Below are 17,056 nucleotides of genomic sequence, written 5' to 3'. Positions count from 1 at the left end.
TCAACACTACATGTAGGTTTTTTAACATAAAAAAAAACAATCAAACCTATTGATTTTTATAGGCTTTACGAGAACTAAAATTAAGATGTATGTTTTTTGTAGTGTGTTTTTTTAAACATTTAACAAAAAACTAACCTAATTTTAATGAAAAATCAAAACTTACTATATATGAGAAAACTATTGCTATTAGTATTTTCAATTTTATCAACTACAATTTGTGTTTCACAAACCAAAACTGTTGTTGGTATTATAACTGAAAAATCTACAGGAGATCCTTTACCAGGTGTAGCGGTAATTGTTAAAGGCACAACCACAGGAACCGAAACAGATTTTGATGGAAATTATCAACTTAAAAACATAAAACCAACCGATGTTCTTGTATTTTCTTTTGTAGGAATGAAAACAAAGGAAGTAACTGTAGGAACTCAAAAAACAATTTCGGTAGCGCTAGAACAAGGTGACCAAGTTTTAGAAGAAGTGGTGGTTGTTGGTTATGGTACACAACGAAAAGAATTGGTATCTGGTGCTTTTTCTAGTTTAACTGCAGAAAAAATAACAGAAAACAACCCAACAAGAATAGAAGAAGCTTTAGTAGGTAATGCTGCCGGTGTTCAAGTTTCTGCTAATTCGGGTTCTCCTGGTTCTTCTTTAAATATTAGAATACGTGGTGTTACAACTAATGGTAATAACAATCCATTAGTTATTGTTGACGGTATTAATATTGGTGAAGATTTAAGTGTAATTAATCCAGATGATATTGAAAGAATGGACATTATTAAAGATGCCAGTTCTGCTATTTATGGTGTGCAAGCCGCAAATGGTGTAATTTTAATTACCACTAAAAGTGGTAAGAAAGATAGAAAGACAAGATTTGGTTATAATACATATGTTTCATTACAAGAAGCATCAAATCAACTAGATTTAATGAATGCAAGTGAATATGCTATTTATGTTAATGAATCTGAAATAGCTAATGGTAATCCAATACCTTACACTAACATTGGTAATTTAGGAGTGGGTACTAATTGGCAGAAAGAACTATTTACTACCTCTCCAATAATTAGTCATAGCTTAAGTGCTAGTGGTGGTTCTGAAAATATAACTCATAATACCAGTGTAGGTTACTTTTCTCAAGAAGGTATTATTGCACCAGATAAATCTTATTTTAACAGATTAACAATCAAAAACAATTTAGGTATTGATCTAACAGATAAGTTAAAATTAAATACCTTATTATTATATACCAATAATAAAAGAAGAAGAATTAATGAAAACGGTAGAGGCTCTACTTTATATTACGCATTGAATGCTTCTCCATTAACTTCTATTTATGACGGAACTGATGGTACAGGACCTTCAAGAGGTTTCACTTATATTGGGGATGAGCAGGGATCGGAAATAGTAAACCCTTTTGCTGTAATCAATAATACTTATAATGAAGAGAAAACAAATAGATTTACTGGAAAATTAGAATTACAATATGATGTAATTGAAAATTTAAAAGCTACTAGCCGCTTTAATTTCAATTACGCCAATGTATACCAAAGAGAGTACTTTCCATTAAGCTATTATGGGTCTGGTAAAGTAGTCAATAATATAGATTTAGATGGTAATCAATTTGATTTAGATAGAAATGACAATGGTACTACAGATGTTTTTAGTACTGTAAACGAAAACAGACATACTTATTTTGACTTTACTTTTGAAAACTTTTTAGAATACAAAACTTCATTTGATAAACATAACATTACTGCCTTAGCAGGTATTTCTATACGAAGTGAAAAGAAAAATGAAAATTGGGTTTCAGGTTTTTTAACCGTAAGTCCAGATAGAGACAATTGGAGTAACGCTTATATATTTAATACTAGCTCTTTTATCTACGATGAAGTAAGAGATGAAGATAATAATATAACATCTGATACAGTAAATCAAAATGTAAGTCCAGCACAGTACATTAATGAAGATAGATGGTTTTCCCTTTTTGGAAGATTACAATATGATTACGATGGTAAATATCTTTTCTCTGCAATGCTAAGAAGAGATGCTTCAACAAGATTTGGACCTAACAACCGCATAGGGTATTTTCCTTCATTATCTGCAGGTTGGGTTATTAATAAAGAAGAATTTTATGAGTCTGAAACCATTTCAAATTTAAAATTAAGAGGAAGTTGGGGTATAACAGGTAATGATAAAATAGGAAGCTACAGATGGATTGGTTTTTTACAAGGAACCAATGGAACTGAAGCATCTTATTCATTTGGAGACAATTTATACTATGGAAATGCCCTTGGAGAACTAGCTAATCCTGATCTGCAATGGGAAACCAATGAACAATTAAATATAGGTTTTGATGCCAGTTTATTTAATGGTGATTTAAACGTAACTTTTGATTATTATAAAAAGAGAACTGAAGATTTATTAACAGTAGCCGAAATATCAGGTGTGGTAGGAAGTGCAGCTCCAGGAAGCAACCCTCCAATTGTTAATGCCGGTACTGTTGAAAATAAAGGTGTAGATTTATCTATTAATTATAACCATCAATTCACGCAAGATTTAAGAATAGGTGTAGGTGTAAATTTGACTACTGTTAACAATAACACCATAAAAGTGAATAACTCTGCTGGTTTTATTAGTACAGGTGTATTTGATCTATCTCAAACTACTTCTAGATTTCAAAGTGGTTTACCTATGGGAGCTTTTTACGGATTAAAAACCGATGGTGTTTTTCAAAACCAAGCAGAAATAGATGCCTTGAATGTTGACGCTAACAATGACGGGGTAATTAGTACAGATGAAGAATATCAAACTGGAGCACAACCTGGAGATTTAAAATTTAAAGATATAAACGGAGATGGAAAAATAGAGTATGGTAGTGAAGATGATTTAACTATGATAGGTAATCCAATTCCAGATTTTACAATGGGAATGAATTTTAATATAGAATACAAAAATGTAGATTTTTCAACATCTTTATATGCATCTGTAGGTAATGATGTAGTAAGAAGCTATGAGCGTTTTTTAAGCTACAGTAACAAACCTAGACTTTATTTAGATAGATGGACTGGAGAAGGAACTTCTAATTCAGTTCCAAGAGCTACAACCAGTTCTTCAGGAAATACACTGTTTTCAGATTTTTATGTAGAAGATGGTTCTTTTCTAAGAATTCAAAACGTACAAATAGGTTATACTTTACCTAATAGCTTACTAAATAAAATAAAAGCAGATAAAATAAGACTCTATTTTGCTGTTAATAATTTATACACTTTTACAAAATATAGTGGTTATAATCCAGATGTTTCTAACGCAGATCCTTTAGCTGCAGGTGTTGACTTGGGTCAATATCCTCAAACAAGAACATTTACAACAGGTGTTAATATTTCATTTTAAAATTACTCATTATGAAAAATAAATTTAAAAACATATCAGTAATTGTACTTGTAATAATTTCAATTATTTCTTGTGATGATTACTTAGAAATAACTCCAGAAGGAAAACAAAATTCAGAAAATTACTTTAATTCTCAACAAGACTATGAAGATGCTCTTATAGGAGTTTATGACCTTTTAGGAACCAATTACCTAAATCATATTTTAGGTGAAATAGCATCAGATAATAGCCTTTGTGGTGGCGAAAGAGCCAATGATGTTATAGAGTGGCAACAAATAGATGACATGATACATACGCCCGATAATAACGCCCTAAGAAACGTTTGGAAATGGATGTATGCAGGTATCAGTAGAGCTAATTATATCGTAGAATTTCAAAATAAAACAACTTTTGATAGAAAACAAGAATTGTTAGCTGAAAACTTATTTTTAAGATCATATTATTATTTTCAATTGGTTAAATTCTTTGGAGATGTACCTTTATATGTAGATAGAAGAATTACGGTGCCAGAATCTCAATCTATTGATAGAGCACCAAAATCAGAAGTATATACTCAAATAGAAGCTGATTTAAATACAGCTATTAACAATTTGCCTTGGCAACAATCACAACCAGGTAGAGCTACCAAAGGAGCTGCTTTAGCTTTGTTAGGTAAAATTTATCTATATCAAGAAAAATATAATGAAGCGGCCAATGCTTTTAACAAAGTTATTTCATCAGGTCAATATGAATTAGTATCAGATTTTAGTACAATTTTCTTAAATAACAATGAAAACAACAAAGAATCTGTATTTGAAATTCAATATTCTATTGGTGTTGAAGGAGGAGATTACGGTCAGCTAGAATACTCTGAAGGAAATGTAGCTGCAGGTTTTATGTCTCCAAGATTTACAGGAGATAAGGAGCTTTGGGGTCCGTATGATGATGGTAATACTTTTAGTCCTGTTGTACAATTACTTGTTGATCTATATCAACCAGGAGATACAAGACTAGAACCTACTATTTTTGATATAGAAGCTTACGCTGATGCTCATCCGGGGCTAACATATGCTACAAGAAACGAATATACAGGGTATTACAATCATAAATATATGGTATACCAAGAAGCTAATTTACCAGATCTCCGAATTACACATGGTAATAATTATAGAGCTATACGTTATTCAGATGTTTTATTAATGGCTGCAGAAGCCAATTTATTAGCTACAACACCATTAAATAACCCACAAGACTTATTAGATTTAGTAAGAGATAGAGCTTTTGGAGATACTAACCATAGAATTCCCGCTAATTTAGAAAATGTATGGGCTGAAAGAAGATTAGAACTAGCAGGAGAAGGACATCGCTTTTTTGATCAAGTTAGAACAGGTAAAACCAGTACAATTCCTGGTTTCCAATCTGGTAAAAATGAAGTATTTCCAATTCCAAGAATTGAAATCGAATTGGCAGGTAATAGATGGTGCCAAAATAAAGGTTACGCTACATCTACATGTTCAACAGAATAAAACTTTATCATGAAAAAAATTAAAACAATATATAAAGCACTAATCATTCTGATGATTTTTAGTGCTTGTACAGATGAAAATAATTTAAGTTTTTTAGATTCAGTTCCTGTACCTTCAAATGTCTCTGCCGCTTATAACGTAACGCAAGACAATACAGGTGTAGTTACCATATCTCCAACAGCAGAAGGAGCTACACAGTTTGATATTTATTTTGGAGATGACACAACAAATTCAGCAAAAGTTAAAGCAGGTCAAAGTGTTAACCATGTATATTTAGAAGGAACCTATGATGTAAAAATTATAGCCTATAATATTAAAGGAGACACAGCAGAAGCAACACAACCATTAGTAGTTTCTTTTAAAGCACCAGAAAACCTAGTAGTTAATATTACTAACGATGAAGCAGTTTCTAAACAAGTAAATATAAAAGCTACTGCAGACTTTGCAACCATTTTTGAATTTTATTCTGGTGAGAGCGGAGTAGATCAACCTGTAGCAACAGCCAATATAGGCGAAACAATATCTTATCAATATCAAACTCCAGGTACTTATGATGTTAAAGTTGTAGCTAAAGGTGCTGCTATAGAAACAGCTGAATATTCAGAAAATTTTGAAGTAACTGAAATTTTACAGCCTATTCAATCTGCACCAACACCTCCAACAAGAAATGAAGAAGATGTTATTTCTATTTTTAGTGATGTTTATACAAATGTAACTTTAGATGAATTACCTACAACTTGGTCTTCATTAGGCAGTTTTGAAACTATAACTATAGATAACAATAACGTTTGGAAGTTAACTAATTTAGACTTTTTAGGAATGGTAACCAATTATGCAAACGGTATAGATGTTTCATCTATGGAAAAACTACATATAGACTATTGGGTGCCTTCTGGAACAACCAATGAGTTATTAGTAAAAATAGTAAATACAATAGATGGAGGAGAAGATGAAGAGTCTTTAGGAACTACTGTTTCTGGTTCATGGCAAAGTATAGATTTAGATATGTCAGGTTTTGATGGAGGAGACTTAGCTAACAAAAATAAAATAACACAATTACTAATAGATTCTGATGGAGCTGCAGGAGTGGTTTATATAGATAACTTCTATTTCTACAAAATCCCTGCACAAACAGGAGTACCTATTCTTTTTGATGATTTTGAAGGCAATGGAAATATTACCACTTGGGCAGGTGATGCTGCAGGATTAAACACAGCCTTTGCAAACCCTTTTATAGATGCAAATAATGAATCTGCTACAGTTTTAGAATATAATGATACCGGAGGTCAATATGCAAATATTCGTTTTGATAATGCAACTAATTTTGACCTATCAGGGGGAAATAGCATATTTAAATTAAAAATTTATGTACCCTCGTCAAGTATTTCAGGAAGCCAACCCAATCAAATTTCTTTAAAGTTACAAGATGGTACAGCTGCTGAACCATGGGTTCTACAAACAGAAATTATTAAACCTATAGCTTTAGATACTTGGCAAGAAGTTACCTTTGATTTTGCTAACGACGTTTCAGTAGGACAACCAAATCCAGTTGATAGAACAGATTTTAACAGAGTAGTTATTCAAGTTAATTCTGAGAACAATACAGATACAGTTATAGCCTACATTGATGATTTTTCTTATGGAAACACAATAGTAGACACACCTCCATTTGCAACAGATGATTTTGAAGGCAATGGGACTATTACAACTTGGGCAGGAGATAGTTGTGGAATGGATAACATGTTTGCAAATCCACATATAGATGCAAACAACCAATCTGCAACAGTTTTAGAATATAACGATACAGGAGGTCAGTATGCAAATATCCGTTTTGATGTTACTCCTAATTTTGATTTAACAGCAAAAGCTAAATTTACACTAAAAATTTATGTGCCTTCATCAAGTATTACTGGTAGTCAGCCCAATCAAATTTCATTAAAATTACAAGACGGTACAGCTGCAGAACCTTGGGTTTTACAAACAGAAATTATTAAACCTTTAGTTTTAGATACTTGGCAAGAAATTACGTTTGATTTTGCAAATGATGTTTCAGTAGGGCAACCCAATCCAATTGATAGAACAGATTTTAATAGAGTTGTACTTCAAGTTAATTCAGAGAACAATACAGACACTGTAATTGCTTATATAGATGACTTTAATTACCATAATTAAAATATAAAAAATGAAAAAAAGTATATATAGTTTAATCATTTTGATCATTACAGCAAGTTTTATTAAAAGCTGTCAAAAAAATGATTATGAAGTAGGAGACATTGTAGTTCCAAAAAATGTAAGTATAACAGCTGAAGTTTTAGGTGTAGATGAAAACAACCCTCACGGAGACGGTTCTGGATTCGTAGTATTTAAAGCAACAGCAGATAATGAAATTAATTTTCAGTTTGATTTTGGTGATGGAAAAAGAGAAGTAGCTCCATCAGGAGTTATTAAGCACAGGTATACAAAAGTAGGTATTAACACATTCTCTGTAATAGTAAATGCTACTGGTACAGGAGGTGTTGGTTCTAGCTCATCTATAGAAGTTACTGTTTATAGTTCTTTTTCTGATGTAGAAGCTGAATCTTTTTTAACAGGAGCACAAACCACGGTAGAGGATGGAGAATTAGTAATAGATCAAAATCAACTCCCATCTTTTAAAAAATGGTATTGGCAAGCAGATAAATCATTACATGTAGGATTAGGACCTGTAGAAGGTGATGGGTTTGATTTTGAAGCTTGGTGGAGTGGTATTGGTCCATGGGATGAAGAAAAAGCCTGTATGTATGATAATGAATTTGTATTTACAAGAACAGCAGAAGGAGTTACCTTTGAACAAACTGTGGGACCTGCTTTTGTACCGGGTACTTATGCAGGTAAAATTGGAGTTGACGGAGACCAATGTCATGATGAAACTGTAGCAATAAATATGTTTGGTGTTAAAGACGTTACCATAACCCCATCAGAATCTACAGCTGCTTTAGAAGGGCAGTATAACGGTTCTCCATACAGACAAACAAGCTTTGAAATCTCAGACGGAGGTTTTATGGGGTGGTACGTTGGAGCTAGTACTTATGATATTATATCTATAACTAATGATGAATTAATTGTAAGAATTGTAGAAAGCGGAAATGACTTTGCGTGGTATCATAAATTTACTTCAACAAAACCATCTCAAGATGCAGATTATACTTATGACAATTTAGTTTGGGAAGATGATTTTAATACAGATGGAGCGCCAGATGCTTCAAAATGGACCTATGATATAGGAACAGGAGATAACGGATGGGGAAATAGTGAAGTTCAGTACTATACAGACAGAGCTGAAAATGCAAAAGTAGAAGGAGGAAATCTTGTAATAACTGCTAAAAGAGAAGATTTTTCAGGAAGCCAATACACTTCAGCTAGATTAAAAACAGAAGGATTATACGATTTTCAATATGGAAGAGTAGAAATCAGAGCGCAACTACCACAATCCGCAGGAACATGGCCTGCCTTATGGATGTTAGGCTCTAACTATACTACGGTAGGTTGGCCAGATAGCGGAGAAATAGATATTATGGAACAAACAGGTTCAAATAAAACTTCGACATCATCTACGTTGCATTACCCTGGTAATTCTGGAGGAAATGGACCTACAACTTCAACTACAGTAAATACTTCAACCACAGAGTTTCATACATATACTGTAGAATGGAAACCAGAAGAAATAATTTTTGCTGTAGATGATCAAGTGTTTTTCACTTTTACAAATGAAGCATCATTACCTTTTAATCAAAACTTCTTTTTAATATTTAATGTAGCTATGGGAGGTACTCTTGGAGGTACCATAGATTCTTCTTTCACAGAAGACTCTATGCTTGTAGATTATGTTAAAGTATACCAATAATTTGAATTGATTATTTAGCAATAGGATCAAGGGTTACCTTGATCCTATTGCTTAATCATTTTTATGTATGAAAAAACTAATTACCACTTGGGTATTATTGTCTTTTATTGCCTGTAATTCAGTAAAGAAAGATAATGAACCTTCAGAAATAGATAAAAAAACAGACTCCATTTTGTCTTTAATGACACTTGAAGAGAAAATCGGACAAATGAACCAATACAATGGTTTTTGGAATGTAACAGGACCAGCGCCTAGTGAAGGAGATGCTGGTAAAAAATATGAACATTTACAAAAAGGTTGGGTAGGTTCAATGCTTAATGTAAGAGGAGTTGAGGAAGTAAAAAAAGTTCAAAAAATAGCAGTTGAAGAAAGCCGATTAGGTATTCCACTAATCATTGGTTTTGATGTTATTCATGGCTATGAAACGCAAAGTCCAATTCCGTTAGCAGAAGCCGCTAGTTGGGATTTACAAGCGATTAAAAAATCAGCAGAAATGGCAGCCAAAGAAGCTTCTGCAGCAGGAATTAACTGGACGTTTGCACCGATGGTAGATATTTCTAGAGATGCTCGTTGGGGGCGTGTCATGGAAGGAGCAGGAGAGGATCCGTATTTAGGAAGCTTAATAGCTAAAGCGCGTGTAAAAGGTTTCCAAGGAGAAGATTTGTCTGACCCAAATACCATCATTGCCTGTGCTAAACATTTTGCTGGATATGGTTTTGCTGAAGCAGGAAAAGATTATAACACCGTAGATGTAGGTACATCTACCTTACATAATATTATCTTTCCTCCATTTAAAGCCACTATTGAAGCTGATGTAAAAACCTTTATGAATTCCTTTAATGAGTTAAACGGAGTACCGGCAACGGGTAATAAATATTTGCAAAGAGATATTTTAAAAGGCGATTGGAACTTTGAAGGATTTATGGTGTCCGATTGGGGGTCAATCATGGAAATGACCTATCATCGATATGCAAAAGACTTAAAAGAAGCGGCTGCATTAGCTGCTAACGCGGGTTGTGATATGGATATGGAATCCTATGCATATGTAAATGAATTAGCTTCTTTAGTAAAAGAAGGAAAAGTAGATGTAAAGTTTATAGAGGATGCTGCTAAAAGAATTTTAAAAGTAAAATTTGAATTAGGCTTGTTTGATGATCCGTATAAATATTGCGATACAGCAAAAGAAAAAGAAGTTATAGGTAGTAAAGAAATCCACGAAGCTGCTTTAGATATGGCAAAAAAATCTATTGTTTTGCTTAAGAATGAAAACAACTTATTGCCTTTACAAAAAACAGGTCAAAAAATAGCATTAATAGGGGCTTTAGCTTCCGATAAAAACAGTCCGTTAGGCAATTGGCGTATTGCAGCTAAAGATCATTCTGCAATCTCTATTTTGGAAGGAATGCAGCAATACAACGGAAATAAGGTAACATATGCAAAAGGAGCTGATTTGTATTCAGGTGAAACTAATTTTGCAAGTGAACTTGTTATCAATACTACAGATACTTCAGGTTTTTCTGAGGCTATTGCTACAGCCAAAAAAGCAGATGTAGTAGTAATGGTATTAGGTGAAGTAGGGTATCAAAGTGGTGAGGGTAGAAGTAGAGCTAAACTAGATCTTCCCGGAGTACAACAGCAACTATTAGAAGCCGTTTACAAAGTAAACAAAAACATTGTATTGGTACTAAATAATGGTAGACCATTAGCTATTAATTGGGCAAATGAACATATTCCGGCAATTGTTGAAGGTTGGCAATTAGGCTCTCAAGCGGGTAATGCTATTGCACAAGTGTTGTATGGAGATTATAACCCAAGCGGAAAATTACCGATGACTTTTCCAAAAAATGTAGGGCAAGTCCCTCTTTATTACAATTATAAAAGTACAGGAAGACCCGGACCTAAAAATGAAGTGTTTTGGTCTCATTATCAAGATGAAAGTAACGAACCATTATATCCGTTTGGTTATGGTTTAAGTTATGCTACTTTTGAATATAAAGATGTAAAAGTTAACGCCATAACTTCAGATCAAGTTACTGTAGAAGTTGCTGTTAGCAATACGGGGAAAGTTGATGGAAAAGAAGTTGTGCAATTATATCTTCAAGATGTTTCAGCAAGTATTACTCGCCCTGTAAAAGAACTAAAAGGTTTTGAATTGATTAAATTAAATGCAGGAGAAACCAAAACAGTTCAGTTTACATTAACGCCAAAAGAGCTTGGTTTTTATGATAATACAGGAAAGTTTCTGGTTGAACCAGGTGATTTTAATGTATTTATAGGAGGAAGCTCTGTAACCACTTTACAAACCAAATTTACCTTACCATGAAAAAAATTATAATCATTATAATAGGTTTTGCGTTGTTTTCTTGTCAAAACGAGACTAAAAAACTGGTTTTTGAAGAAAATTTTGATGGAAATACTTTAAATGAAAAACATTGGAATTACGATTTAGGTAATGGTTGTCCGTCTATATGCGGATGGGGAAATAACGAATTAGAGTACTATACTAAAGAAAATGCAGAGTTAAAAAATGGTCATTTGGTAATAACAGCCACCAAAAATGATACTATTTATCAATCAGGAAAAATTCATACCCAACAAAAGTTTGAATTTCAGTATGGTACTATTGAAGTACGCGCAAAATTACCGAAAGGAAACGGATTATGGCCAGCAATTTGGATGTTAGGCAACGATATTAATGAAAAAGGATGGCCTGCATGCGGAGAAATTGATATTATGGAATATGTGGGTAGGGAACCTCACACCATATACACATCGCTTCATACACCAGATAGCCATGGCAATACCATAAATTCTAAGAAAACAGTCATCAATGATATTGAAGAGGATTTTCATGTATATAAAACAACATGGACTAAAGATGCTATTGAGTTTTATATAGACAATACTAAAGTCTATACATTTTCTCCAGAAGAAAAGAACGATCAAACATGGCCATATAACAAACCTTTTTACATCATTCTAAACCTTGCTATAGGTGGTGATTTTGGAGGTAAAGTAACAGATGATGCTATTTTTCCACAAGAATTTATAATCGATTACGTAAAAGTTTATCAGTAAAAAATACAGTTATATAAATGAAAATTAGAAGGGGTTTTCATTTTAAGTAATACAAGCAAGTTCTTTCAAAATTTGCAACCACATAATTTATATAAGTATGTAAACAAGTATTAATTAATTAATCAATAAAAATCATTAAGATGAAAACCCCGAATCTAAAAACAATTTTAAATTGGAAGACGGTCATTTTTATAATCGTTTTTCTCTTTAATGCCGAATTGTATGCACAAGGTGCAATCCCTTTTGAAATTAAAAACACATCTACGTTTAGTGACGCCGAAATTTATGTTGCCATTGTTGGAAAAGAACTTGGTACTGGTAATCATATATGGATTGATCCCAAAACCAGTCAAATTTTACCAATGGATTCCTCTTACAATACTGTAACAGGGCCATCTATTGGTGGAAATACAGGACCAGGAGGCGATTCTAAGTACGCAAATTGTTTTGCAAAACTGAGTGAAATCCCTAACAAAACATTCTCCCTACCACTTATTCAAGGGTGTAGAGTGTTTATTGCACAAGGATCTCAGTTGTATTTATATTTTCATGGTTCTACAGGTGCTCCTTCAGGTTACGCAGGAGTTAATCCTTTAAATCCAACCGATCCTAATACAGGAATTTTATATGAAATGATCGAGCTCACCAACGATTTAGGTGGTTTCTTTGGAAATACCACTCGTGTAGATTCGTATAAATATCCTATGGGATTAGAATTATATGGAGCTAACGGTTATTATCAACAGGTAGGAGAGCTTCTTAAACATGAAGAAATTGTTGCTGCTTTTAAAGCAAATGTACCTAATGAATTTCAAGGATGTGTAAATGATGAAAGCGGAGAAATCACAGCTCCGTCTAAAACTTCTCCTTTTGCTGATGGAAGTGACGGTAGACCAGTGGGTCCGTACGCAAACTACTTAAGCTCTTATATTGATGCTATTTGGAACAAATACAAAAATCAAGATTTGATTTTTTATGCAGGAGAAGCAGGAGTGTTTAAAGGACGTGTTATTGGTGAACAGCTAGAAGTTGTGGGGCAATCAGGCGCGTTTGTTGGACGTACAGGACGTGTACAAAATCGTCCCACCACACAAGAAGCTCTTGAAGGAAAAGGTGTATTAGATAGAAGATTGGTTGATGGAGATTTAGATTTGGTAATCCAATCGCAGTTGACTGCTGCTATTAACAGACACATGGTTGATGTTACTTCTGCAAATCCCGGAGAACAGAATTGGCATAATATATCTGCTTTCTATCAAGGAAATCCGATGAATCATTACTCTAAATTTTGGCATTTACCAGGTATTTGTATCAATAATTTAGCCTACGGTTTTGCGTATGATGATGTAGCAGATCATTCACCTTCTTTACATTCGCCTCAACCCACAAAAGCAGTAGCGGTTTTTGGAGGTTATGGATATTCAAATCCGCCTTCATCTTCAGAAGCCACGGTATATAAACATTGTAATTATGATGGATATGCTGTAAACTTACCACTAGGCAATTACACTTTAGGTCAATTACAGGCTAGAGGAGTGGTTGATAACGATATTTCTTCAATCAAAGTACAAAGTGGATATGAAGTAGTGTTATACGATGGCGATAATTTTACAGGTAATGTTGTAACCATCACTTCGGATGTTTCTTGCTTGGTAGATTATAGTTTTAACGATTTAGCCACTTCTGTACGTGTACAACTTGCAGGAAGTGCTCCAAGTACATTAATTCAGGCAGAAGATTATTTTGCAATGAACGGCATTGAAACAGAACCAACTACCGATGTAGGCGGAGGCTTAAATGTAGGGTATGCAGACACAGGCGATTGGATGGCGTATGAAAATATCAACTTTCCATCAACTGGTTCGTATGTAATTGAATACAGAGTAGCCAGTGCCGTTAACGGAGCACAAATTTCAAGCGATTTAAATGCAGGTAACATTCAGCTAGGAGTTTTGGATGTTTCTAATACAGGTGGATGGCAAAATTGGCAAACCATTTCACACACGGTAAATGTGAATGCAGGTACGTACAACTTCGGAATTTTCATTCAAAACTCTGGTGTAAATCTAAACTGGATTCGTATTACCAAAGTTAATACTCTAGCTGCTAGAGTAGCAGAGGAGACTAAAGAAAAAGAAGAGGAGTTGATTTTGTATCCAAATCCTGTAATAACTACGTTACAATTCAATACAAACTTGGAAAAAAGTAATGTGCAAATCTTTAATCTTCAATCAGGAACAGTTACTGGTAAAAGAAAAGTGAACAACAATAGTATTGATGTATCTGATTTAAAATCGGGTGTCTACAGTATAATTATTGAAAGAGATGGAAGAAGAATTGAGAAAAGATTCATCAAAAAATAATTTGAAGGAATCTGATTTTAAAGTTCACTAAATTTAAATGCAATCAATATGAAAAATAATAATATTCTTGAGGTTTTAAAAAACAAGAAAACCTCTACCATACATAATATAATGAGGAGTTTTAGCCTTTTTATACTCTTTTTTTTAACCTCGTTAACTTTTCAAGCTCAGGTAGGAGAAGTTATTTGGGAAGATAATTTCAATACTTTTAACAACCAACAATGGACCAAGGATGTGGGCGATGGTTGTAACGTGGGTCTATGCGGTTGGGGAAATCAAGAACTTCAATCTTATGAAGAAAACAACGTGTATGTTGCTGACATCCCAGGGGAAGCTGGTAATAAAGCTTTGGTCATTGAAGCTAAAAGAGAAAATTCAGGTTCAAGAGCTTATACTTCTGGTAAAGTAATTACAGAAGATAAAGTAGCTATTCATTATGGTATGATAGAAGCCCGTGTGCGTGTACCCAATCTAGAACAAGGGTTATGGCCTGCGGTTTGGATGCTAGGTACTGCCAACTTAACGTGGCCTTCTAAAGGAGAAATTGATATCATGGAAATGGGCTTTAGTAAAGCTGGTAGAGATCACCAAGGAGAAACATCCTCTACAGTAAACAATTATGTAGGAGCTAATACTTTCTTTCCAATCCCGGGAGGTGGTGTAGGAAACATAGCGTATGATGTAGATTATAACAAACCTTATGTGGCTAGTACACCTTTAAATGATCGATTTGTAAAATACAGAATTTATTGGGAGCCTACTCAAATTCGATTTACCGTAATTGATGGAGGTACAGAATATGATTTGTACGAAAATCCGTTTCCTATAGATGCTGAAAACCCAAATACAGCACCGTTTACAAAACCATTTTATATGTTGTTAAATATGGCTGTTGGTGGTACGTTACCGGGAGTAGCATCTAACGACGGAATCACAGCGCCATTACCAGGTAAAATGTATGTAGATTATGTGCGTGTGCATAAGTGGAATGGTCATGGAAGTGTAAGTTTTTCTGACGGTACAATTGCTGCTGAAAATGGCACTTTTGGCGTGTTTACAGATACTACACCATCTACAAATAGTTTAAATTTTGGAGTAGATTCTGAGTTTTACATTTTTGACGGAACACTAGTAGAAAACACAGATATCGCTCCTTATGAAGGTGATAACGTGCTTTCATTTACCAATGTTAAAGAAAAAGGTTGGTTTGGAGCAGGAATTATAAGTCTGTATGGTAAAAACATGTCGAATTATACCGAAAACGGATCACTGAAATTTAAAATTAAAATTCCTGCGGATGTTTCATTTATCATAGGAGTAAATGATAATTATACCAATGCCGCAGAAGTTAAATTTCCAGCAGGAGAGACAAAATATGGTTTGGTTAGAAATGGAGAATGGGGACAAGTAACCATACCTATAAGTGATTTAGGTGGTTTAGTAGCGTTTCAAGACATGTCATATATGATACGTATTGGAAATGATGGTGCGATACCAGATAGAAATTTTCAGTTCGCAATGGATGATATTGTGTGGGAAGATGGAAACACAACTGTTTGTCAACCTTCCGCTGTTACACCATATTATAATGTAAATAGCCAAGGGTGGGCATCTAATACATCTGTTTCTCTTCAAACAGGAGATAGTGTTAGTTTTGGTCCACAACCTGCTTCTGATGGTAATTGGACATGGACTGGGCCTAATGGGTTTTCTGCCAATACAAGAGAAATTACCGTTTCTAACGCTCAAACAAGTAATTCGGGTAACTACGTGGCTACTTTTACCAACAATTGCGGAGCTTCCAGCAACCTTATTTTTAATGTTTCAGTAGCATCTGTTAATACGTTTGTTCCTGATCCTAATAAAGTGTATTATATTGATAATTCGTTTCATAATAAAAGAGTAGGGGCCAATGGTTCAGAAGATCCGTTTAGTACTTCTACAACTGCAACCGGAGCTACTGTAGAATGGAAATTTACCGCTACTGCTAATAACAGTTATTTTATTGATTGTGTTGGCGGACAAGGAAATGCAAGACTTCGTTCTGATAATACTGATTTTACCGATATGCAACCCACAAGTTACGCAGGTACTTGGGAAAGTTGGCAAATTACTCCGGCAGGAAATGGAACGTTTTACTTAACTACTTTAGAAAGTAATTTACGAAGATTACAAATGAATAGCGAAGGTGTTTTAAAACAAGTAGGAACAGACTCTCAAGATACGTGGGAGCAATTTACATTTACCGATGCAACCACAGTAACTCCGCCACCCACAAATGGATGTATCCAAGCTGCTGCAAACGGACAATTTACTGTGCAAATTTCTACAACTTCTGAAGGTTCTTTTTTAACATTTGTACCACAAACAGCAGGTGTAGGAGATACAACCCTTATTTTATACTATAGTACTGCTGAAAATGCAACCTATCCGGGGTATTTAGCGCAACCTAATGTTCCGTATGCTATCAATGCAACTACAGGAGACACCGTGTATTTTTATTATACGTATAGCTTGCCAACAGGCGGAGAAAACACCACTATAAACAGTAAAATGAATTTTGTATCAGGTAGCTGTGGTAGCAGTAGTGCAAGTGCAAGAGTTACAGAAACTCAACAATTAGAGATTTATCCAAATCCTGCAGAAACAATTGTGAATTTTAACACAGATTTAAAAGATTCTAAAATTAGTATCTATAATTTGCAAACTGGAAGTTTGCAAAAGGTCACTATTAAGAACAATAAAACTATAGATGTTTCTGGATTACCATCAGGAGTATATTCTATAATTATTGAAAAAGACGGAAAACGAATCAACAAACGATTCATTAAAAAATAACA

General features: G+C 34.0%; 8 protein-coding genes. All 8 read left to right on the top strand.

Annotated elements, in window-relative coordinates:
- Window positions 1–168 precede the first annotated feature (168 nt).
- The 8 genes from SLH33_RS01770 to SLH33_RS01735 all read left to right on the top strand — a co-directional run bounded on the left by SLH33_RS01770 (window position 169) and on the right by SLH33_RS01735 (window position 17,054).
- Window positions 169–3,387, top strand: coding sequence for a TonB-dependent receptor (locus SLH33_RS01770; RefSeq protein ID WP_320417342.1), 3,219 nt, complete (start codon window positions 169–171; stop codon window positions 3,385–3,387).
- Window positions 3,388–3,398: 11 nt separating this feature from the next.
- Window positions 3,399–4,892: a RagB/SusD family nutrient uptake outer membrane protein gene (locus tag SLH33_RS01765; RefSeq protein ID WP_320417341.1), complete on the top strand. Its 1,494-nt coding sequence runs from the start codon at window positions 3,399–3,401 to the stop codon at window positions 4,890–4,892.
- Window positions 4,893–4,901: 9 nt separating this feature from the next.
- Entirely contained in the window at window positions 4,902–7,064 is a 2,163-nt protein-coding gene (locus SLH33_RS01760) for a hypothetical protein (protein ID WP_320417340.1), read from the top strand.
- A gap of 10 nt (window positions 7,065–7,074) precedes the next feature.
- Window positions 7,075–8,775: a glycoside hydrolase family 16 protein gene (locus SLH33_RS01755; RefSeq protein WP_320417339.1), complete on the top strand. Its 1,701-nt coding sequence runs from the start codon at window positions 7,075–7,077 to the stop codon at window positions 8,773–8,775.
- 67 nt (window positions 8,776–8,842) lie between these two features.
- A complete protein-coding gene (gene bglX, locus SLH33_RS01750; protein ID WP_320417338.1) occupies window positions 8,843–11,098 on the top strand; it encodes a beta-glucosidase BglX in 2,256 nt (751 codons plus the stop codon).
- Window positions 11,095–11,853 (top strand): glycoside hydrolase family 16 protein, encoded by a 759-nt coding sequence (locus tag SLH33_RS01745; protein ID WP_320417337.1) that lies wholly within the window; start codon window positions 11,095–11,097, stop codon window positions 11,851–11,853. Before bglX ends, SLH33_RS01745 begins: the two co-directional genes overlap by 4 nt.
- 140 nt (window positions 11,854–11,993) lie before the next feature.
- Window positions 11,994–14,216 (top strand): beta-1,3-glucanase family protein, encoded by a 2,223-nt coding sequence (locus SLH33_RS01740; protein WP_320417336.1) that lies wholly within the window; start codon window positions 11,994–11,996, stop codon window positions 14,214–14,216.
- 48 nt (window positions 14,217–14,264) lie between these two features.
- The gene (locus tag SLH33_RS01735) at window positions 14,265–17,054 is read left to right on the top strand and encodes a T9SS type A sorting domain-containing protein (protein ID WP_320417335.1); all 2,790 of its coding nucleotides are present in this window, start codon (window positions 14,265–14,267) and stop codon (window positions 17,052–17,054) included.
- Window positions 17,055–17,056 lie beyond the last annotated feature (2 nt).

Source organism: Tenacibaculum sp. IB213877, from assembly GCF_034043975.1.
GTDB lineage: Bacteria > Bacteroidota > Bacteroidia > Flavobacteriales > Flavobacteriaceae > Polaribacter.
Note: the sequence above shows the minus strand (reverse complement) of the source record. Positions and strands in the feature narration are given on the sequence as shown.

Coding starts and splice junctions, on each gene's coding strand:
- SLH33_RS01755 (WP_320417339.1), top strand. CDS start 7,075: ATGAAAAAAAGTATATATAGTTTAATCATTTTGATCATTACAGCAAGT.
- SLH33_RS01770 (WP_320417342.1), top strand. CDS start 169: ATGAGAAAACTATTGCTATTAGTATTTTCAATTTTATCAACTACAATT.
- SLH33_RS01760 (WP_320417340.1), top strand. CDS start 4,902: ATGAAAAAAATTAAAACAATATATAAAGCACTAATCATTCTGATGATT.
- SLH33_RS01745 (WP_320417337.1), top strand. CDS start 11,095: ATGAAAAAAATTATAATCATTATAATAGGTTTTGCGTTGTTTTCTTGT.
- SLH33_RS01740 (WP_320417336.1), top strand. CDS start 11,994: ATGAAAACCCCGAATCTAAAAACAATTTTAAATTGGAAGACGGTCATT.
- bglX (WP_320417338.1), top strand. CDS start 8,843: ATGAAAAAACTAATTACCACTTGGGTATTATTGTCTTTTATTGCCTGT.
- SLH33_RS01735 (WP_320417335.1), top strand. CDS start 14,265: ATGAAAAATAATAATATTCTTGAGGTTTTAAAAAACAAGAAAACCTCT.
- SLH33_RS01765 (WP_320417341.1), top strand. CDS start 3,399: ATGAAAAATAAATTTAAAAACATATCAGTAATTGTACTTGTAATAATT.